The sequence below is a fragment of the Bradyrhizobium sp. ORS 86 genome (assembly GCF_045571475.1).
Classification (GTDB): Bacteria; Pseudomonadota; Alphaproteobacteria; order Rhizobiales; family Xanthobacteraceae; genus Bradyrhizobium.
Genome location: NZ_CP120699.1, coordinates 4996786 through 5016162 on the forward strand (window position 1 = coordinate 4996786; position 19377 = coordinate 5016162).

The 19377-nt window shown below is 62.9% G+C and carries 16 protein-coding genes; 4 read left to right on the forward strand and 12 right to left on the reverse strand.

Annotated elements, in window-relative coordinates:
• Window positions 1-2: 2 nt before the first annotated feature.
• Genes P6U25_RS23320 through P6U25_RS23340 form a run of 5 tightly spaced genes read right to left on the reverse strand, consistent with a single transcriptional unit; the run spans window position 3 to window position 4268 of the window.
• Window positions 3-419, reverse strand: coding sequence for a prepilin-type N-terminal cleavage/methylation domain-containing protein (locus P6U25_RS23320; RefSeq protein WP_407147113.1), 417 nt, complete (start codon window positions 417-419; stop codon window positions 3-5).
• Window positions 391-855 (reverse strand): Tfp pilus assembly protein FimT/FimU, encoded by a 465-nt coding sequence (locus P6U25_RS23325; protein WP_407147114.1) that lies wholly within the window; start codon window positions 853-855, stop codon window positions 391-393. The genes P6U25_RS23320 and P6U25_RS23325 overlap by 29 nt, the downstream gene beginning before the upstream one ends.
• Window positions 848-1354, reverse strand: coding sequence for a type II secretion system major pseudopilin GspG (gene gspG / locus P6U25_RS23330; RefSeq protein WP_407147115.1), 507 nt, complete (start codon window positions 1352-1354; stop codon window positions 848-850). Before gspG ends, P6U25_RS23325 begins: the two co-directional genes overlap by 8 nt.
• An 18-nt stretch (window positions 1355-1372) precedes the next feature.
• On the reverse strand, window positions 1373-2584 hold the full coding sequence (locus P6U25_RS23335; protein ID WP_407147116.1) for a type II secretion system F family protein: 1212 nt from the start codon (window positions 2582-2584) through the stop codon (window positions 1373-1375).
• A gap of 4 nt (window positions 2585-2588) precedes the next feature.
• Window positions 2589-4268 carry a GspE/PulE family protein gene (locus tag P6U25_RS23340; protein WP_407147117.1) on the reverse strand — a complete coding sequence of 560 codons (1680 nt, stop codon included), beginning with the start codon at window positions 4266-4268 and terminating at the stop codon, window positions 2589-2591.
• Window positions 4269-4611: 343 nt separating this feature from the next.
• Here P6U25_RS23340 and gspD point away from each other — a divergent pair, with 343 nt between their 5' ends.
• Together gspD and P6U25_RS23350 are read left to right on the forward strand one after the other, a co-directional pair.
• The gene (gene gspD / locus P6U25_RS23345) at window positions 4612-6966 is read left to right on the forward strand and encodes a type II secretion system secretin GspD (RefSeq protein WP_407147118.1); all 2355 of its coding nucleotides are present in this window, start codon (window positions 4612-4614) and stop codon (window positions 6964-6966) included.
• Between the two features lie 43 nt (window positions 6967-7009).
• Window positions 7010-7501, forward strand: a complete 492-nt coding sequence (locus tag P6U25_RS23350) for a tetratricopeptide repeat protein (RefSeq protein WP_407147119.1) — start codon at window positions 7010-7012, stop codon at window positions 7499-7501.
• Window positions 7502-7576: 75 nt separating this feature from the next.
• Here P6U25_RS23350 and P6U25_RS23355 read toward each other — a convergent pair whose 3' ends face one another.
• Together P6U25_RS23355 and P6U25_RS23360 are read right to left on the reverse strand one after the other, a co-directional pair.
• A complete protein-coding gene (locus P6U25_RS23355) occupies window positions 7577-8014 on the reverse strand; it encodes a cupin domain-containing protein (protein WP_407147120.1) in 438 nt (145 codons plus the stop codon).
• Window positions 8015-8017: 3 nt separating this feature from the next.
• Window positions 8018-8677, reverse strand: coding sequence for a helix-turn-helix domain-containing protein (locus P6U25_RS23360; protein ID WP_407147121.1), 660 nt, complete (start codon window positions 8675-8677; stop codon window positions 8018-8020).
• A 189-nt stretch (window positions 8678-8866) separates the two neighbouring features.
• Here P6U25_RS23360 and P6U25_RS23365 point away from each other — a divergent pair, with 189 nt between their 5' ends.
• Window positions 8867-10069, forward strand: a complete 1203-nt coding sequence (locus P6U25_RS23365; RefSeq protein ID WP_407152587.1) for an ABC transporter substrate-binding protein — start codon at window positions 8867-8869, stop codon at window positions 10067-10069.
• 46 nt (window positions 10070-10115) lie between these two features.
• A complete protein-coding gene (locus tag P6U25_RS23370; RefSeq protein WP_407147122.1) occupies window positions 10116-11885 on the forward strand; it encodes a sulfatase-like hydrolase/transferase in 1770 nt (589 codons plus the stop codon).
• A gap of 118 nt (window positions 11886-12003) precedes the next feature.
• Here the strand turns inward: P6U25_RS23370 and P6U25_RS23375 are convergent, their stop codons facing one another.
• The 5 genes from P6U25_RS23375 to P6U25_RS23395 are packed head-to-tail and all read right to left on the reverse strand — an operon-like array spanning window position 12004 to window position 19369.
• Complete coding sequence (locus tag P6U25_RS23375) at window positions 12004-12723, reverse strand: peptidylprolyl isomerase (RefSeq protein ID WP_407147123.1); 720 nt, start codon at window positions 12721-12723, stop codon at window positions 12004-12006.
• Window positions 12720-13439 (reverse strand): respiratory nitrate reductase subunit gamma, encoded by a 720-nt coding sequence (gene narI, locus P6U25_RS23380; RefSeq protein WP_407147124.1) that lies wholly within the window; start codon window positions 13437-13439, stop codon window positions 12720-12722. Before narI ends, P6U25_RS23375 begins: the two co-directional genes overlap by 4 nt.
• A 12-nt stretch (window positions 13440-13451) precedes the next feature.
• Window positions 13452-14072, reverse strand: a complete 621-nt coding sequence (narJ, locus tag P6U25_RS23385; protein ID WP_407147125.1) for a nitrate reductase molybdenum cofactor assembly chaperone — start codon at window positions 14070-14072, stop codon at window positions 13452-13454.
• 9 nt (window positions 14073-14081) lie between these two features.
• Window positions 14082-15614, reverse strand: a complete 1533-nt coding sequence (gene narH / locus P6U25_RS23390) for a nitrate reductase subunit beta (RefSeq protein ID WP_407147126.1) — start codon at window positions 15612-15614, stop codon at window positions 14082-14084.
• Window positions 15614-19369 carry a nitrate reductase subunit alpha gene (locus P6U25_RS23395; RefSeq protein WP_407147127.1) on the reverse strand — a complete coding sequence of 1252 codons (3756 nt, stop codon included), beginning with the start codon at window positions 19367-19369 and terminating at the stop codon, window positions 15614-15616. The genes narH and P6U25_RS23395 overlap by 1 nt, the downstream gene beginning before the upstream one ends.
• Window positions 19370-19377 lie beyond the last annotated feature (8 nt).

Genomic DNA, 19377 nt, shown 5'->3' on the forward strand with positions numbered 1-19377 from the left:
CGTCATTGGGAGGCGACCTTTTTCATCAAGCGCACCGTGCGAACGTCCGATGTGGCTCCGCTGGGCGATCTGACGCGCACCCTGACAAGCTCGGGTATCCAGACCACGTCGGAATCCGGGACTGTCCAGTCACCGCCGAGTGGAGTGACGTCGACCGTCCAGCCGTAGCCGTCGGCCTGCCCTGACGACGTCCCCTGCCGAAGCTGATCGCGCGGCGGAATCGCTGCAGCCATCGCGGTGCGCGTGGCCTGCACCAGAGCGACATGTCGCTCCAACGAGCGCACCCCGCGTACGTTGGTGCCCATCACCGAGCCGATGGCAACGATCACGACGGCGACGAGCGCCAGCGCCACCAGCACCTCGATGATGGTGAAGCCGGCGTCGTGGCGTTCAGTTGATGGCGACGTGGCGGGGAACAATCTCGACCCTCCCGGTCAGCCAGTTGACGCGAACTTCATAGCCTGCGTCGAAACGCGTCAAGGCGATGGTGCCACCGCACGATGTGCCGTTGGCCAGAAAGCGAATGGTCGACAACGCGGCCTGCCGCTGGCACGTCTCCGGCAGCACCGCATCAAAGCGCACGTCTTCCGGAATCCGGATCGCGCGTTGCGAAGCGCCGGACCGGATCATGCGCCCCTCGGCATCGACCAGCGTCGCGACGCTGACCTGGCGGCGGATCGCGGCATCGCGGTCCCCCTTCAGGAGCGTCGCCGCCTGCAAGGCATAGGCCTCCAGTCGCGAACGCGAGGTCTCGCGCGGAACGAACGGCAGCAGGACAGCCGAGAGCAGCGCGATGATCGCGAGCACGCAGACCATCTCGAGCAAGGTGAAGCCTTGTTCCGCCGATCTATTCATTCTTCGCAGTGAGCTTTTCCAGCGAGATGTCGGCGGCCGTGCCGCTGCCCCCTTCCTGACCATCCGAGCCGTAGGAGACAATGTCATAGGGGCCGTGCTCGCCCGGTGAGCGATAGATATAGGCGTGGCTCCACGGATCGTTGGGAACGCTGCCACCCTTGAGATAGGGCCCGTTCCAGGCCGCGACGCCCGGGGTCGACCGGACCAGCGCGGCCAATCCCTCCGCGCTCGACGGATATCGGCCGGCATCGAGATAGTAGAGGTCTAGGGCGCTCGCAAAGCTCTGTAGCTGAATCCTGGCCGCCTTGACCTTGGACTCACTGAGGTAGTTGAGCACGCGGGGACCGATCAAGCCCATGATGAGACCGATGATCGCGATCACGACCAGCATTTCGACGAGTGTGAACCCGGCCTCGCTGGCGTGCGCGCCTTGACGTCTGGCGCCCCGTCGGGCCGTTCCGTCGATGAGATTTTCGCAGATGTATTTGAATGAGATCATGTTGCACCACCCTCTGGTCTAGTTGACCAGTTGCGTAACCGACAGCAACGCTGTCATGAGCGACACGATCAGGCCCCCGACGACCGTGCTGATGGAAATGATGGCAAGCGGCCCGACGATGCCGACAATGCGATCGAGGCTGCGTTGCAGCTTGGCCTCGTAGAATTCGGCGACGCGGCCGGCGAGCGTCGGCAACTGCCCGGTCTCCTCGCCCAGCCGCAGCATGCGCACCGCCATCGGCGGCAGGCTGTTGGCAACCGCAAGCGCGTCCGACAGTTTTCCGCCGTGCCGCACGCGGTCGGCCGCCGCGCTCCAGCTTTGCTCGTTCCCGGTCACCGCCATGATATCGACGAGGATGCGCAGGGTCGCCGTGAGGTTGACACCGCTGCCGAGCAAGACGCCGAGATTCCGGCAGAACAGGCTGCTGCGATAGAACTGGAAAATGCTGCTGACACCAGGCAGGCGCGACAAGCCGCTCACCATCGCCGCGCGCGTGCCCGGCCGGCGCAACAGCACCCAGCCGCCGGCGATGGTTACCGCGGAGACCAGCATCGCCGGGGTCGCGTTGGCACGCAGAAAATCCGACAGCTTGATGAAGGCGCCCAGCGTCGTATCCGATTTGCTGCCGAAATCCTGCAGCACCGACGAGAACTGCGGCAGCACGAACAGAATAAAGAACAGCATGACGCAAGCCGAAGCGGCCAGCACGAACGCCGGATATTGCATCGCATCCGTCAGCTTGCGTCGCATCTGCTCCGAGCGTGCACGCTCCGCGCCAAGCATGTCCAGCACCTGATCGAGCGTGCCCGACACCTCCCCGACGCGGACCAGCGCGGCATACATCGGCGAGAACAGCGCGGGATGATTGGCGATGGCATCGGCCAGGCTTTCGCCTGTGAGCAGCGAGGCGCGAAGCTTGGCGACCACGGGCCGCAACCGTCCGACATCGGCATCGCCGGCCAGCAGCTCAAGCGCATCGTCGAGCCTTGCGCCGGCCTTCAGCAACAGCGCAAGGTCCCGCGTGAAGGTGGTGATCTCGGCGGCACTCGGCCGGCCGAACAGGCCGTAGGCCGTGGCGCCCGAGGCCGACCGCTTGTCTTCGATCGTCTCGATCGGGAGCAATCGCAGATATTCGATGCGGCGCGCAACCTCAGCCGAGGTCGGCGCCGTGATCGTGCCGATCACGATCTCACCGTTCTGTGTCAACGCCCGGTAGCGGAAGTTCGGCACGGCATCACCGCAGAGTTGTGACGCGGAGGATTTCGGCGGGCGATGTCAGGCCCGCACGGCACTTGACCACGCCATCGTCGAGCATCGTCGTCATGCCACCGCGTATCGCCATCTCGTCGATCTTCCGTCCATCCGTCTTGTCGCCGATCAGTTCGCTGAGCTCGCCGGTGAGCTCCAGCACCTCGAAGACGCCGAGGCGACCGCGATAGCCCGTACCGCCGCAGCGTTTGCAACCAACGGGGTCATGGATCACGTCGCCGCAATGAAAGCCGAATGCACCAAGCCGCGGGTCCTCAGCAAAATCAGCATCGGCGAGCATGCGGGGTGCCTTGCAACGCTCGCAGAGTTGGCGGACCAGCCGCTGCGCGATCACCGCGCGCAGGACCGAACGCAAAAGATATCCCTCGACACCGAGATCAAGCAGACGGGGCACCGCAGCCGCGGCCGTCTCGGTATGCAGCGTGGTGAGCACCAGATGCCCGGTCAGCGCGGCATGAACCGCCACATGCGCCGTCTCGGAATCGCGGATTTCGCCGACCATGATCACGTCCGGATCCTGGCGAACAAACGAGCGCAGCGCCGCCGCAAAGGTTAGGCCGATTGCCGGCTTGACCTGGGCCTGATTGATGCCGGGGATTTCGTATTCGACGGGATCCTCGATGGTCAGGACCTTGCGGATCGGCTCATTGAGGATCGACAGCACGGTGGCGAGCGTCGTGGTCTTGCCGCTGCCGGTCGGGCCGGTGACGACGATCATGCCGTGCGGCAGTTTCAGCAACCGCCGCAGCCTCGCTTCGTCGGGAGGAGAAAATCCCAGCTTGTCAACGACGAGCAGCCCCCGATCCTTGGGCAGGATGCGGATCACCGCCGATTCGCCGTGCTGCATCGGCATGATGGCGACGCGGATATCGATGTCGGCGCGGCCGGCCCTCAAGCGCGCGGCGCCGTCCTGCGGCAGCCGCCGCTCCGCAATGTTGAGATTGGCCACGATCTTGATGCGGGAAATCACCGCCTGCGGCAGCACATTGGCCGGCGCCGAGACGGGTCGCAGCATGCCATCGATGCGCATGCGCACCACGAGCCCGCTTTGAAAAGGCTCGATGTGAATGTCGCTGGCGCGCAATTCGACCGCCTTTTCAAGCAGATCGTTGACGGCGCGCACTACCGGCGCGCCGCTTGCGAGGTCGCGCAGGCTCTCGATGTCGTCCTCGCGAAGCTGCGCCGGTAAGGCATCGCTGGCCTCGGCCTCTTGCTGCTCCAGACGCTGATCGAGGACCACCGCCAGGTCTTCCCAGGTCGCGACCTTGATGACGACGCCCGTGTCGAGCACGATCTGCGCAGCACGCTGCGCGGATTGATCGGTCGGGTCGGCAACGGCGAGCACCGCTTCGCCTTGCGGCGAGCGATACGGAAAGACAACCGTTTCCCTGAGGAACCGAGGCGAGAACGACGATGCCAGCGACGCCGCCGACATCATGTCCTGTAACGTCGCCCGCTCAAGACCATGAAAACGTGCGGCCTCGTCGGCGAACTCGCTCGCCGACAGGTCCACGAGCTCCCACAGCTTGGCTCGTCGCTGATCGGCGCTAAGCTGACCTGCGGCATCCTCTTGGCCATCGACCACCGTCAAGTGCTTGGCTTGACGGAGATGTTCAGCAAACTGCGAGGATAAGTCGCCGGCCATATGTCGCTCCGGAGGCGCAAGCTTTGAGCTAGGCCGCCGTGTCATGGACTGTCGAAGGCGATGCGTGCGGGTGCCAGCTATCCGCGATGTTATTGACCCGAAGTATGACAGCCGTACGAAGCTTCGCGCGCCGCCACCGCCCAAAAAAGCGTTCAACGATCGATAGTCACCGGCGAACGCCGACATCATTTGAAATCAACATAGGTCCGCAAACCGCCGGTCGATGTGGCGACCAATTTATTTCTGTCATGTTCGATCGCTAAGAATTCAATCCCGGAGAGGTGACACAATCAGATCGTCACAAACGATCCACAAACACCGGTAGTCGGAACGGCGAAGTCTTATGATGCGTGTCACCAAGCTTAGCCGTCATCCGGCGATCCGTCGTGGCATGGCGGCGGTCCTTCTTCTGTCTTCGCTGACGCTCCTGGAGTCCTGCAATTCCGCGACCGTCGGCTCCAGCGTCGACGGCTCCCAGCTCGACATTACGGACAAGATCCGCTCGATCGACCTATTGCCGCATCAGCCTCAGCCGGTGGGTAACGGGGCCGCCGCGGCTGGCAGCAACCGCGCCGGCTCCCCGGCGATCTATGAAGGCGCAGCGATCACGGCTGTTTCCGATGACCGGCCGCAACCGACGTCGAGCGGCAACGGCTTCGACCTGAATTTCGAGAACACGCCGGTCGCAACCGTTGCCAAGGTCGTGCTCGGCGACATCCTCCAGGTCGGTTACACCATCGATCCGCGGGTGCAGGGTACAGTGAGCCTGGTGTCGGTCAGGCCGGTGTCGAAGTCGGACATCATCTTTGTGCTGGAAGATGCGCTGCGGCTCAGCGGCGTGGTGCTGCTTCACGATGCCTCCGGCTATCGCCTGACGCCGCTGGGCGATGCGGTCGGCGCCGGTCGGGTTGACGCCGCGGCGGCACATCCCGAGCCGGGCTTCGGGGTGTCGGTGGTGCCGCTGCAATATGTGTCGGCGCAGACGCTGCTAAAGCTGATGGATAGTTTCGCCACCCGGGCCGGCACCGTGCGCGCCGACACCACGCGCAACCTGCTCCTGATCCAGGGCACCGGCGCCGAGCGCCGCACCGCAGTCGACACCGCGATGAGTTTCGACGTCGATTGGATGCGCGGTCAGTCGGTCGGCATTTTTCCGATTTCGAGCGGCCCTCCGGCGCCGATCATCGCCGAGCTGGAGAAGATCGTCGATTCCGGCGAGAACGGCCTCAGCCAGAACGTCGTCAAGTTCGAGCCGATCGCCCGGCTGAACGCCGTCATGGTGGTGAGCAAGCGCCCGGAAATGCTGCGCACCGCCGCGACGTGGATCAAGCGGCTTGATCACGCCGACACCGCGCGCACCAGCGTCCATGTCTATCACGTGAAGTATGGCGAGGCCCGCCAGATCGCGCGCGTCTTGACCGACATGTTTCTCGGCGGCTCAGGGGCCTCCAGCCTGCTTGACAGTGCCGACAACCAGGTTGCGCCCGGTTCGGGCACGTCGGCGACGTCAAGCGCCGACCGCCTGTCGCTCAATGCCAACAATCCTGCCACCGCCAACAATTTTGCTGCGCGCGGAGGCACCGCGAACGGCAGCACGCCCGGTCTTGGCGCGCAGGGCGCAAATTCCGGCGGCAACAACGGCGGCGCGCTCGACGCCGGCCATGGTGCGACGCCGTCAGGCAACGGCCAGCCGATGCTTCAGGACGTCCGGATCACTCCGGACGCCACCAACAATTCGCTCCTGATCTATGCCGATCAAGCGAACTATCGGATCATCGAGTCGACCTTGCTGCAGATCGACCAGCCCCAGGTGCAGGTTGCGATCGATGCGACAATCGCCGAAGTGACGCTCAACAACACCCTCTCCTACGGTGTGCAGGCCTACATCACCGGGCAGAATCTTGGATTGCGTCCAAACTCCGGATCGATCCTCAACACCCAGGCGACGCAGGCGCCCGCAACCACCGTCGATACCAGCACCGGCATCGCCTCCGTGACGGGGTCTTTGACCAACGCCTTCATCAACCAGGCCTTTCCCGGCTTCAATTTCCTGGTTGGTTCGGCGACGCAGCCAAGTCTCATTCTTGATGCGCTGCATGCCGTCACCAACGTGAAGGTGCTGTCCAATCCCTCGCTGGTCGTGGTCAACAATCAGGTCGCAACCCTGCAGGTGGGCGACGTGGTACCGGTTTCAACGGGCAGCGCCACCGTGCTGACCACCAGCAACACCGTCGTCAACACCATCGACTATCGTAACACCGGCATCATCTTGCGTGTCTCGCCCCGCGTCAGCGTCAACGGCACGGTCCGGCTCGACATCGAGCAAGAGATCAGCAACGTGCCGAACACGGGAACAGCCAGCACCCCCAACCTGACGCCGACCATCTCGGAGCGCCGGGTCAAGAGCCAGATCGCGGTTGCGAACGGCCAGACCGTGCTTTTGGCCGGCCTGATCAGGGAGCAACAGACCGGCGCGCGCAATGCGATCCCCGTGCTCGACCAGATACCCGGACTTGGCGACGCGTTCGGCCACCAGTCCAACAACACCCAGCGAACCGAACTGATCATCTTCATCAGGCCGCAGATCATACGCGATGGCTCGGACGCGCATGTTGTGGCCGAAGAACTTCGCTCCAAACTGCGCGGAACCATCGCGACCACGAACACCAATGCTCCAATCACGACCAGCTACCATTGAGACCAGCCGTTCGGCGTCACTCCGACGTGCCCTGCGGCGCTGCTTGCCGGCTGCCCTGGGAGTTGCGCTTGCCATCTGCGGCGGCCCGCCTGTCGCTCGCGCGGACGCGCTCAGCCGCGGTGTGGCGGCGCTCGACCGTGCCGACTATCTCCGGGCCGTGCGGGAATTATCGCCGCTGGCAGCGCGAGGCAATCCAAGAGCGCTCGGCCTGCTCGGCTTCATGTATGAGCATGGCTTCGGCGTCCCGCAGGCCTATGATGCCGCGTTCGATCTGTATTGCCAGGGCGCGACCGGGGGCGATCCGTTCGCGCAAGCCATGCTCGGATTGATGTACGACAAGGGCCACGGCGCGCGTCAGGACTTCATCCAGGCGTACAAATGGCTCAATCTCGCGGCGGCCCGGTCGCAAGGCCACACGCGCGATGTCTATACGCGACTTCGCGATGCGGTCGCCTCAAAGCTGTCGCGCGATGAAATCATCGTCGGACAACGACTCGCCCTGAGTTGGTTGCCCGGCGCTCCAGCTTTTCCCTAGATTCGCAACGGCTCACGCTCATCTGGTCGCGATACGGGTCCAGCGGTCCGCATCATCGCCGAGGCGAACAAACGATCAGAGATCGGTCCGCTCTTCGGAGATGTCGCGACGCTGCTCCATGTTGAAGCGCCCTGCATAGATTGGTCGCCCGCCGGTAGTCGGACCGGGATACTGCACGATCAAGATTTCGCCGCCGGTCGAGGTCTCGAACTTGCCTTCGAAATGCGGATCCGGATGGAAGATCATCGTGCCTGGCGTGTAGAGTTTGTCGTCGATCTTGAATTCGCCGCTCAGGATGTACCAGACCTGTGCGAAATCGTGATTGTGGATTGGATGATGCGCTCCGGGCTCGAGCCGCAGGATGCCGGCATTCGGTTCGGTCGGCCGCTCCGGCCGCGGATGAAACAGCATCTTGCCGGTCTCACCGGGCCAGCGGATGGTTTCCCATTCCACATCGTCGATGTGCTTCGCCTCATAAGGCAGGTGCCTGCCGGTCCCGGTTGCCGTCTGCATGGATCAATCTCCTTGGGGCTTGCTCTTGCTTGATCGAGGTAGAGCGGCGGCGCTCGGCACGCGCCACCAATCGAAATGCTCGGCTTTCTGCGGTGATTTCGCGACCACCATCAGGATGCGCGCCTCATCCTCGCCGATATTGTCGGCGCGGTGCGGCAGCTCGGAATTCAGGAAGATGCCCTCACCGGGCGCCAGATCGAACACCTCGGCGCCGACGTGGAAGCGGATGCGCCCGCTGATCACGTAGCAATATTCCTGCCCCGGATGCGACACCATCAGGTCCATCCGGTTCTTTCGCGGAAACGAGAGGTGAAACACCTCGAGATCGTCGTTCGGCATGCCGCCAGCAAACAACCGCCAGCGATAGCCGGTGCTCGGGATGCTCTGGTCCTCACCGTCGTCACCGTGCCGATGCACCGTGACATGGCTGCGCGACGGGTCCTGCGGCGCGGCGAACAGCTCGCTGACACCGATGTCGAGCGCCTGGGCGATCTGGATCAGGTTGGCAACGGAGCTCGAGACCTGGCCGCGCTCGAGGCGTGACACGAAGGCGTCGGACAGCCCTGTCATGTCGGCGAGCTCCTTCAATTTCATGCCGCGCTCCTCCCGCAGTGAGCGAATGCGTGCGCCAAGCCTTGCCAGCGTCTCGTCCTGCGTCCTCATTGCTCCCATCCTCCCGCCAATTTGCTTCCTTGTCAATATAAATTGCCTTATAGACAATTAGCTTGCAGCCGATGTGCGAAATCCTTCGGAAAAATCCGTCATCCCGAACGTTGGCGCGCGAGCAAGTTGCGTATCACGCAATCAAAACGAAGAGCAAACAATACCCTGGAGGAAGCCCCTGACATGACGATGCCTTTCAAGACCACCCTGTGCGCGGCGACCACCGCGATGTTGCTGCACATCCCGTTCGCGCACGCCGCGATGTCGGACAACGTCATCCGCATCGGGATTCTGAACGACCGTTCGGGCGCCTATGCCGACCTCGGGGGCGAAGGCTCCGTCGTCGCGGCGAGGATGGCGGCGCAGGAATTCGACGACAACATCGGCGGCGTGCCGGTGGAGATCGTCTCGGCCGATCACCAGAACAAGCCGGACATCGGGCTTGGCATCGTGCGGCGCTGGTTCGATACCGAGAAGGTCGACGCCGTCGCCGACATTTCCAATTCCGGCGTCGGTTTCGCCGTGACCACGCTGGCCAAGGAGCGCAACAAGATCGTGTTGAACGCGTCAGCGTCATCCGACTTCACCGGCAAGGCCTGCACCCGCACCTCATTCCAGTGGGTCTACACCAGCTACACCAACGGCTACGGTCTCGCGCGGGCCCTTACGGCGCAGAAGCTCGACAGTTGGTTCCTGATCACAGTGGACTATTCGTTCGGCCATGCTTTCGCCGCCGACATGCGCCGGGCGGTCGAGAGCGGCGGGGGCAAGATTGTCGGCGAGGTGCGCCACCCGCTCAACACCGCGGACTTCAGCTCGGTGCTGCTGCAGGCGCAGGCATCCGGCGCCAGGGTGATCGCACTCGCCAACGCCGGCGCCGACATGACCAACTCGGTGAAGCAAGCGGCCGAGTTCGGCGTCACCCGCGGCCAGACCCTGGTGGCACCGACCGTATTCCTCACCGACGTCGATGCGATGGGCCTCGCCTCCGCGCAGAACTTGCAGTTCATCACCGCCTTCTACTGGGATCGCGATGCGGAGTCGCGGGCGTGGGCTAACAAGTTCTTCGAGAAGTACGGGCGGATGCCGACCACGACGCAGGCCGGCATCTATTCCGCCGTGCGCCACTACTTGCGCGCGGTCCAGGCGGCCAACTCCGACGACGGCCTCGCGGTCGCAGCCAAAATCCGCGAGCTGCCGGTCGCGGATGCATTTGCTCATGGCACGGTCCGCGCCGATGGTCAGTTCGTACACGACATGTACCTGGCGCGCGTCAAGACGCCGGCGGCCTCGACCCGGCGCTGGGATTACTACGATATCGTCGCGACGGTCCCCGCAGCGCAGGCATTCCGCCCGCTCAGCGAAGGCGGATGCGAGTTGGTCTCGCAGTGACGACGCCGGTGGCGGACCGCGTACCGCTGTCCGCCACGATCTCAGGATGCCATTTGCTGCGATGCACCGGTCGCTAGGACTCGTGGCCGAACGGGCCAATAGCGGCATTGCAGAAGTCGCGTACCAAGGGCATCCTAATCCCATGGGCTCGATGCTGATAGTTGTGGCAGTGGTCGGCGCCGTGGCGCTGACAGAACGCAGCACTGAACACCTCCCGTTTGCCATCGCTGCGCTGCTTTGTAACGCAGCTCTGTTGCTGATCTTTGTCGCCGATTTCGACAGAGCGATCCTGCTGTCCGGCATAGTGGCAATCACCATTGCCGGAGCATCCACGGTAAAGTTCGATCACAGCGCCCTCAAGCTGACCATTTCGGATTTGCCGCTGGTATTTGCAGGGACCGTTCCATTTCTTGTGCTGCAATATCCACGCGTGATGTTGGGAGTGCTCGTCAGCATTGTCCTGTTCGTTGCCGCTTCGATTGCTGTGCTGCTCTACGCCGCCGGGCCACCGATGTCGTTGGCGCTTCGACTCCTGCTGTTCAACGTTGCCGTTATTGGCTTCGCCGCTGCTGCCGCGACGAAAGATGCCATCGCACCGTCGCGGCTCGCGTTGACGCAGCGGCGCAGCTTCTACTCGACCTTCATGGCGTCCCTCGTCGACCGTGTTTGCTGGCGACAATTCGGCGGCCTCGCGCTGAGCGACATCGCCAACGAACCGCTGCCGCTGAAGGAGGCGACACCTGCGCGCTCAGACGCCTCTCCGGACATTATAATCATCCAGCACGAATCGGTCTTCGACCCGCGCATCCTTGGACTGCCCGTCGAGCCGATCGTCGAAGGCTTGCTGTCTCCTGCGAATGGTCAATATGGGCGTCTCAACGTCGACATCTTCGGCGGAGGCTCCTGGCAGTCCGAATTCAGCCTCCTGACCGGCCTTTCGAGCGCGAGTTTCGGGTCGAGCGCCTACTACCTGTTCAAGAAAGGCGCGGGGCGATTCCACAGCAGCCTCCCCCGTTCATTGGCATCGCTAGGCTACCGGACGACACTCATCTCGAGTTGCCGTCGCAGCTTCCTCAGCTACGACCGATTTTACAGCTCGATCGGCATACATGAGCGGGTGTTCATTGAAGACCTTCCACCTCCGTTCGATGCCCGACGCTTCGAGGCGACAAATTCGGATGCAATATTTCTTGAAGCGGTGATCGATGCTCACACGAAGAGCGTCATCAATCATCCGGCACCGCACTTTCTCTACGTGCTGACCAACTTCAATCATGGCCCACACGATCGGCAGCTTGTGCCGGCCGGACAATTTGAGAAGGAGCGCACCTTTGCGGCGGCAAGCCTCCCCGATGCCGGATACGCCGAGTATTATACGCGGTTGGTGGAGACCGCTTCCACGTGGCAGAAACTCAAGCGAAGGCTGGCAAACCGTTTCCCGGGACGCCCCATGCTGATCGTCCATTATGGGGATCACCAACCGGTATTGACGGGGCGCATCGCCCACCGGCTTAAGTGCCGAGGAGACGCGCGAGACGCGTTCACGACATTTTACGCGATAGAGGCTTTGAATATGTCCCGGACGCCATTTGGCTCCGGACGCGGCCCGGACCTCGACATCGCCTTTCTCGGGACCGTTGCCTTGCAACATGCGGGGCTTCCGCTTGACCCGGTCTTCTCCACCCGTGCAAGCTTGCTCGACGATTGCAGGGAAGCCTACTTTGGCTCGGGCTCGGAACGGAAACGCCAGTTCCATCGTACACTTGTGGACCTGGGCTTGATTGATCTCGTGCCGAACGTTCCGCGCGCGCGGTAACCTGGCGCGCTGTCGCACCGACGCGTTCATGCCAGGCCGTTTGACCATTGATCCCGCACAGTTACGGCGGACGAGTGACGAGGCAAGTGATCGACGCGCGATCAGCTCACAACGACACCTATTGGACAAGCGGAGAGCTTGCGGCATCAAGGTCTACACCCACGACACTGGCCTCTCCTGCCAAAATCGCGACATACTGCTTGAGCGCTCGACGTTCGACGCTCGAGCGCAGCGATTGCGCAATGTCCGCATGAACCATCTCGAAAGGCGATTTCTGTCCGGGGATCATCCTGTCGACGGCGACGATGTGAAAGCCATAGCGTGTTTTCACCAGTTCGGGGAGAATCCCAACCGCATCGATCCGAAACAGCGCTTTCTCGAACTCAGGAACAGTCGTGCCTCGCGCGATCTGCCCGAGATCGCCGCCCTGCCGGCCTGACGGGCAGTTGGACAGTTCCTCGGCCAGCGCCGCAAAGCGGTTCGGCTCAGCCAGGATCGCATTCAGTGCCTGCTCTGCTCGCGCGCGAATTTTGGGGACAGGCACCCCGAGTGTCACTTGAAACAGGATGTGGCGCGCGTGGACGAGATCGCCACTGATGAACTCCTCGCCGTGGGTCTCGTAGTAGCGGCGGCATTCCGCTTCGGTCGGTGCTGGTACCTTCACCTCGACCGAAAGCAAGCGCTCGATGCCCTCCCCAACCGCGTTCGCATCAGCCTCGTCAGTCGCCAGCAATCCGATCGACACAGCGCGTTGGCGCAACAATTCGCGGGCCGCCGCGAATTCAGCGGACGTTGCCTCGTCCACCCTGACTGCAACGCCGTTGACCGACACCGTCATGGCCGCGCCGGCTCCTTGACCCTCCGCCGCTGCGGCGCCCGCACGACCTGGTAGGGGCGAATGAGATAGGCCAGCGCGCCGGCTCCACTCCAAATATGGATCATGCGCGTGAAGGGCGAGATCAGGAACAACGTGAAGCCGAGCAGGATATGCAGCTTGTAAGTCAGCGGAACATCCTGCATCAGCGTGGACGCACCACTGTCGAAAGTGACGACGCCCTTCACATAGCTGGTCAGCGTTTCAAACAGCACACCGTCCATATGCGCAGCCGACAGCGGCACTGTGAGCAGACCCAGCGCCAGTTGGCACCACAACATCACCACTACCGCAATGTCCCATTTGCGGCTGTTTGCACGAATACGCGGGTCGGCGAGCCGGCGGTAGATCAGCAACGACAGCCCGATGATCGCGACGACGCCGGCAATGCCGCCGACCACCATCGCCAGCAACTGATGGCCAACCGGCGACAGCGCCCAGTCGACTGCCCAGTGCGGCGCCAGGAAGCCAGCGAAATGGCCGAGGATGACCACTAGCACACCGTAGTGGAATAGGTTGGAGCCGGTGCGCAGCACCCCGCTGCGCAACATCTGCGACGAGTCGCTCTTCCAGGTATAGGGGTCGCGGTCGAATCGGATCAGGCTGCCAAGCAAGAGCACGCTGAGGCAGACATAGGGGTAAACACCGAAGAGCAGCGTATTCACATAGCTTTCGGACACGGGCGGACTCCCTCAAGGTGTGGGCGGACCAGCCGTCGGCGCCCCGAAGGCTGGTTGCTCGAACCAGTCACGGTCGAGGATTTCCTTGCGATCCTTGATCGGGGGCACGGTCGAGGCGCCAACGGCACTCTCGCCGGCGATCACGATCAGGGCCTGCAAGACCGCCGCGTAGCGGCTGCGACGCCCAATCAGCGAACGCGCAATCGAGTTCAGGATGTAGGCGCAATCGCCGAGCATCTCGCGCGCTTCAGCGATGTCCCGGCAACTCAGATATTCCAGCAGCACAGGCAGATAGTCCGGCAGCTCGCTCGCTGCGAGATCGTAGCCCGCGGCCGCATAAATCTGCTTCAGCTCCACCATGGCGGAGCCGCGATCGCGACTTTCTCCATGGAGATGCTCGAACAGATGCAGCGACAGCGCCCGTCCTCTGTCGAACAGGTCGACATACCGCTCTTCGGCGGCCAGTTGTTCGCCGGCTCCGATCTCGCCGATCAGATCGAGCAATTCCTGCCGCTCGCGCGCCGCAACCAGCTTCGAGCCGCGCACCACCCCGGCGATTTCAGGCAGCGCTGCCCGCATCTCCGGAGTCGGATAAGACAACAACGCACTGAACGCCCTGAACAGCAGAACCATGACCGCCTCTCAATTGTCCAACGGCCGCATCGGGACCGCCCGGCGCGCGCCCATCTTGCCGCCGAACAGGCTGGACGGCGCCGGCCCATGGTCGCAGCCGTTGCCGAAGGAGAAGCCGCAGGCACCCTTCAGCCCATAAGCATCTTCCGCCTCCTCGCGATGGCTGGTCGGGATCACGAAGCGGTCTTCGTAGTTCGCGATCGAGAGATAGCGGTGCATGTCCTCGACCTGGGCACGGCTGAGGCCGGCCTGGTCGAGCACGGCCTGTCCGTCGCCCTCGCCTAGCTGGCGCTGCCGGAAGTGAATGCGCATGGCGAACAGTCGCTCGAGTGCTGCGACGATCGGCGTTTCCGCACCCGCGGTGAGCAGGTTGGCAAGATAGCGCACCGGAATGCGCAGCGATCGAACATCCGGTAATTCGCCGATAGTGTCGATAGCTCCTGCATTAGCGTGCGACTGGATCGGCGACAGCGGCGGCACGTACCACACCATCGGCAGCGTGCGGTATTCCGGATGCAGCGGAAAGGCGATCTTCCAGTCCACCGCCATCTTGTAGGCGGGAGAATGCTTCGCCGCCTCGAGCCACGCGTCCGGCACGCCATCGGCGCGCGCCTGGGTTTGCACGGCGGGGTCGTTCGGATCGAGGAAAAGCTTGAGCTGCGCCTCGTAGAGATCCTTCTCGTCTTCGACCGCGGCAGCTCGCTCGATGCCGTCGGCATCGTACAGCAGCACACCGAGATAGCGGATGCGCCCGACGCATGTCTCGGAGCAAACCGTCGGCTGGCCTGCCTCGATACGCGGATAGCAGAAGATGCACTTCTCGGCCTTGCCGGAGCTCCAGTTGTAATAGATCTTCTTGTAAGGACAACCCGACACGCACATCCGCCAGCCGCGGCACTTGTCCTGATCGATCAGGACGATGCCATCCTCCTCGCGCTTGTAGATCGAGCCAGAGGGACAGGACGCGACGCAGGCCGGATTGAGGCAGTGCTCACACAGCCGCGGCAGATACATCATGAAGGTGTTTTCAAACTGGCCGTAGATATCCTTTTGAACGGCCTCGAAGTTGTAATCCTGGGAACGCCGGTCGAACTCGCCGCCAAGGATCTCCTCCCAGTTCGGCCCCCATTCGATCTTCTCCATGGGTCGGCCAGTCAGCAGTGACAACGGCCGGGCTACCGGCGCCGTGACCTGCTCGCCCGCGTGCTGCAAGTGCTCGTAGTCGAAGGTGAAGGGCTCGTAGTACTCGTCGATCTCCGGCAGGTGCGGATTGGCGAAGATCTTGGCAAGGACAGCCAGCCGGCCGCCCTGCTTCGGCACGATCTTGCCGTTCCTCTTGCGCTTCCAGCCGCCGTGCCAGCGCTCCTGGTTCTCCCAATCCTTGGGATAGCCGATGCCGGGTTTGGTTTCGACGTTGTTGAACCACGCATACTCCACGCCCCGGCGCGAGGTCCAGACCTGCTTGCACGTAACCGAGCAGGTGTGACACCCGATGCACTTGTCGAGGTTCATGACCATCGCGATCTGAGCACGGATTTTCATCAGCGGACCTTCCTGTGCGCAAGCGCCGTCGCATCGCTGTGATCGAGCCAGTCGACCCGGCTGAGTTTGCGGACGACCACGAACTCGTCGCGATTGGAGCCGACGGTGCCGTAATAGTTGAAGCCGTATGACAGGTGTGCATAGCCGCCAACCATGTGCGTCGGCTTCAGCACCGCCCGTGTCACCGAATTGTGGATACCTCCGCGCAAGCCCGTGATCTCTGATCCCGGCACGTTCACGATCTTCTCCTGTGCATGGTACATCATGCACATGCCGTCCTTGATCCGCTGGCTGACCACGGCTCGCGCGGCAATGGCGCCATTGAGATTGAACAGCTCGATCCAGTCGTTGTCGGCGATGCCGGCCTGTTTTGCGTCATTCTCCGATATCCAGACGATCGGACCTCCGCGTGACAGCGTCAGCATCAAAAGGTTGTCTGTGTAGGTCGAGTGGATGCCCCATTTCTGGTGCGGTGTGATGAAGTTCAGCACGATCTCCGTCTCTCCGTTGGAGCGCGTGCCTACCATGCCGGCGGCGGACCGCGTGTTGATCGGCGGGCGATAAACGGCGAAGCTCTCGCCGAAGTCTCGCAGCCAACGATGATCCTGGTAGAACTGCTGACGGCCAGTCAGCGTGCGCCACGGGATCAACTCGTTGACGTTAGTGTAGCCGGCCGTGTAGCTGACATGCTCGCTTTCGATGCCGGACCAGGTAGGCGACGAGATGATCTTGCGCGGCTGGGCCTGAATGTCGCGAAAGCGGATCTTCTCATCCTCCCGCGCGAGCGCAAGGTGGCTGTGATCTCTTCCCGTCACCTTGCCGAGTGCTTGCCATGCCCTGACTGCGACCTGGCCGTTGGTTTCCGGCGCGAGATAGAGGATGGTTTCTGCCGCATCGATGTCGCTGTCGATGCGCGGCCGTCCGTCGGTTGGCCCGCCATCATTGACCCGGTAATTCAACTCGCCGAGGCCTGCGACCTCCTCCACTGTCTGCCATGCAATGCCCTTGCCGCCATTGCCGAGCTTGTCCGCCAGCGGGCCGAGCGCGGTGAAGCGACGATAAGTATTCGGATAATCACGCTCGACCACGGCAATTTGCGGCGCGGTGATACCTGGAATCAGCTCACACTCGCCTTTCCGCCAGTCCCGCACGTCGAACGGCTGCGCCAGTTCGCCCGGCGTATCATGCTGGATCGGAGACAGCACCACATCGCGCTCGACCCCGAGATGGCCGACCGCGAGCTCCGAGAAGCGCTTGGCGATCGTCTTGTAGGTCTCCCAATCGCTGCGCGCCTCCCAGACTGGATCCACCGCCGTCGACAGCGGGTGGATGAAGGGATGCATGTCGGAGGTGTTGAGATCGTTCTTTTCGTACCAGGTCGCCGTGGGCAGCACGATGTCCGAATAGAGGCAGCTCGTCGACATGCGGAAGTCAAGCGTGGTGACGAGGTCAAGCTTTCCCTCCGGCGCTGTATCGCGCCAGACGACCTCCTGCGGCTTGGTCCCGTTCATCTCGCCGAGATCTTTGCCCTGCAGGCCATGGCGCGTTCCCAGAAAATGGCGCAGGAAATACTCGTGGCCTTTGCCTGAAGAGCCAAACAGGTTGGAGCGCCAGATGAACAGGTTGCGCGGAAAGTTCGCCGGATCATCTGGATCTTCGCAGGCCATCGTCAGCGCGCCCGATGCGAGCCCAGTCGCAACGTGGTCCTTGACGTCGCGGCCCGCCAGCCGTGCGTCATCCGCGAGCGTCAGCGGGTTGACGTTGAGCTGCGGCGCGGACGGTAGCCAACCCATCCGCTCCGCCCGCACATTCATATCGATCATGCTGCCACGATAGGCTGCCGGATCGGCGAGCGGCGACAGCAGGTCGGCGACGTCGAGCTTCTCGTACCGCCACTGGTCGCTGTGCGCATAGAAGAACGAAGTGCCGTTCATCTGCCGCGGTGGCCGCGCCCAGTCGAGGCCAAAAGCCAGCATGGTCCAGCCGGTCTGCGGGCGGAGCTTCTCCTGGCCGACGTAATGCGCCCAACCGCCCCCCGACACGCCGATCGTTCCGCACAGCATCAGGATATTGATGATACTGCGGTAACCCATGTCCTGATGGTACCAATGATTCATACCCGCACCGATGATGATCATCGAGCGGCCGCGGGTCTTTTCCGCGTTGTCGGCGAAACCGCGCGCAACCACGATGGCCTGCTCGGCCGGTACGCCGGTGATGGCCTGCTGCCAAGCCGGGGTGTAGGGCACGTTGTCGGAGAAGCTCTTGGCACAGTGGCCGCCAAGCCCTCGATCGAGTCCGTAGTTGGCGCACAACAGATCGAACACGGTTGCGACATGCGCCTCACCATCCGCGAGCATGATGCGACGCACGGGAACGTTGACCTCCAACACGTCGCCGCCCTGCGCATTCGCCTTGAAGTATTCGCTCTCCTTGCCGCCGAAATAGGGAAAGCCAACGGAGACGACTTCGTCCCGACGGTCGACCAGGCTCAACGCCAGTTGGACGTCGCGGCCGGTTTCACCATCCTTTGACTCCAAATTCCACCGGCCTGCAGGTTCGCCGGGCTTAGGCCAGCGATAGCCGATCGCCCCCTGCGGGAGGACGAGATCGCCGCTCTCGTCCGTGGTCGCCACCGTCTTCCAGGCGGCGCGATCGGACGCCGGCGCGCCCGGAAGATCGCTCTGCCGAAGATAGCGGTCCGGCACGAAGCGGTCGCCGTCGCGGCGCAACCGCACCAGCATCGGCAGGTCGGTATAGCGGCGCGCATAGTCCTGGAAGTACGGCACCTGCCGGTCGAGGAAGAATTCGCGCAGAATGACGTGTCCCATCGCCATAGCCAGCGCAGCGTCGGTGCCCTGCTTGGGATGCAGCCACAGGTCGGAGAACTTGGCGACCTCGGCATAGTCGGGCGTCACCGCAACCACCTTGGTGCCGTTGTAACGCGCCTCGACGAAGAAATGGGCATCGGGTGTGCGGGTCTGAGGCACATTCGATCCCCAGGCGATGACGTAGCCGGAATTGTACCAGTCGGCCGATTCCGGAACGTCAGTCTGCTCACCCCAGGTCTGCGGGCTGGATGGCGGCAAGTCGCAGTACCAGTCGTAGAACGACAGCATGGTACCGCCGATCAGACTGAGATAGCGCGACCCCGCCGCGAAGGAGACCATGGACATCGCGGGGATTGGCGAAAAGCCGATCACGCGGTCGGGTCCGAATGTCTTGATCGTATGCACATTGGCGGCGGCGATGATCTCGCTCACCTCGTCCCAGTTCGAACGCACGAAACCACCATGCCCGCGTGCGGATTTGTAGGATTTCGCGATCTCCGCATCGCCGACGATCGATGCCCATGCCTCGACCGGTTCGCGGGTGCGACGCGCGTCGCGCCATGCCTTGATCAGACGGCCGCGAACCATCGGATATTTGATGCGGCTCGCACTGTAGAGATACCAGGAATAGGACGCACCGCGCGAACAGCCGCGCGGCTCGTGATTGGGCATGCCGGGGCGCGTGCGCGGATAGTCCGTCTGCTGCGTCTCCCAGGTGACAACGCCGCTCTTGACGTAGATCTTCCAACTGCACGATCCCGTGCAGTTCACGCCATGGGTCGAACGCACGATCTTGTCATGCTGCCAGCGCTGGCGATATCCCTCCTCCCATGTGCGGTCTTCGTCACGCACCTCGCCGAGGCCCTCGGCAAACGGCTCCCGCTTCCGCGACAGATAGGTGAGGCGCTCGAGGAAATGACTCATCCAGGGCT

Excerpts from the sequence above, each read along its gene's own strand:
- P6U25_RS23355 (WP_407147120.1), bottom strand. The coding sequence starts at position 8,014 with ATGCAGACGGCAACCGGGACCGGCAGGCACCTGCCTTATGAGGCGAAG.
- P6U25_RS23340 (WP_407147117.1), bottom strand. The coding sequence starts at position 4,268 with ATGGCCGGCGACTTATCCTCGCAGTTTGCTGAACATCTCCGTCAAGCC.
- narH (WP_407147126.1), bottom strand. The coding sequence starts at position 15,614 with ATGAAAATCCGTGCTCAGATCGCGATGGTCATGAACCTCGACAAGTGC.
- P6U25_RS23370 (WP_407147122.1), top strand. The coding sequence starts at position 10,116 with ATGCCATTTGCTGCGATGCACCGGTCGCTAGGACTCGTGGCCGAACGG.
- P6U25_RS23375 (WP_407147123.1), bottom strand. The coding sequence starts at position 12,723 with ATGACGGTGTCGGTCAACGGCGTTGCAGTCAGGGTGGACGAGGCAACG.
- P6U25_RS23360 (WP_407147121.1), bottom strand. The coding sequence starts at position 8,677 with ATGAGGACGCAGGACGAGACGCTGGCAAGGCTTGGCGCACGCATTCGC.
- P6U25_RS23365 (WP_407152587.1), top strand. The coding sequence starts at position 8,867 with ATGCCTTTCAAGACCACCCTGTGCGCGGCGACCACCGCGATGTTGCTG.
- P6U25_RS23395 (WP_407147127.1), bottom strand. The coding sequence starts at position 19,369 with ATGAGTCATTTCCTCGAGCGCCTCACCTATCTGTCGCGGAAGCGGGAG.
- gspD (WP_407147118.1), top strand. The coding sequence starts at position 4,612 with ATGATGCGTGTCACCAAGCTTAGCCGTCATCCGGCGATCCGTCGTGGC.
- gspG (WP_407147115.1), bottom strand. The coding sequence starts at position 1,354 with ATGATCTCATTCAAATACATCTGCGAAAATCTCATCGACGGAACGGCC.
- narJ (WP_407147125.1), bottom strand. The coding sequence starts at position 14,072 with ATGGTTCTGCTGTTCAGGGCGTTCAGTGCGTTGTTGTCTTATCCGACT.
- P6U25_RS23325 (WP_407147114.1), bottom strand. The coding sequence starts at position 855 with ATGAATAGATCGGCGGAACAAGGCTTCACCTTGCTCGAGATGGTCTGC.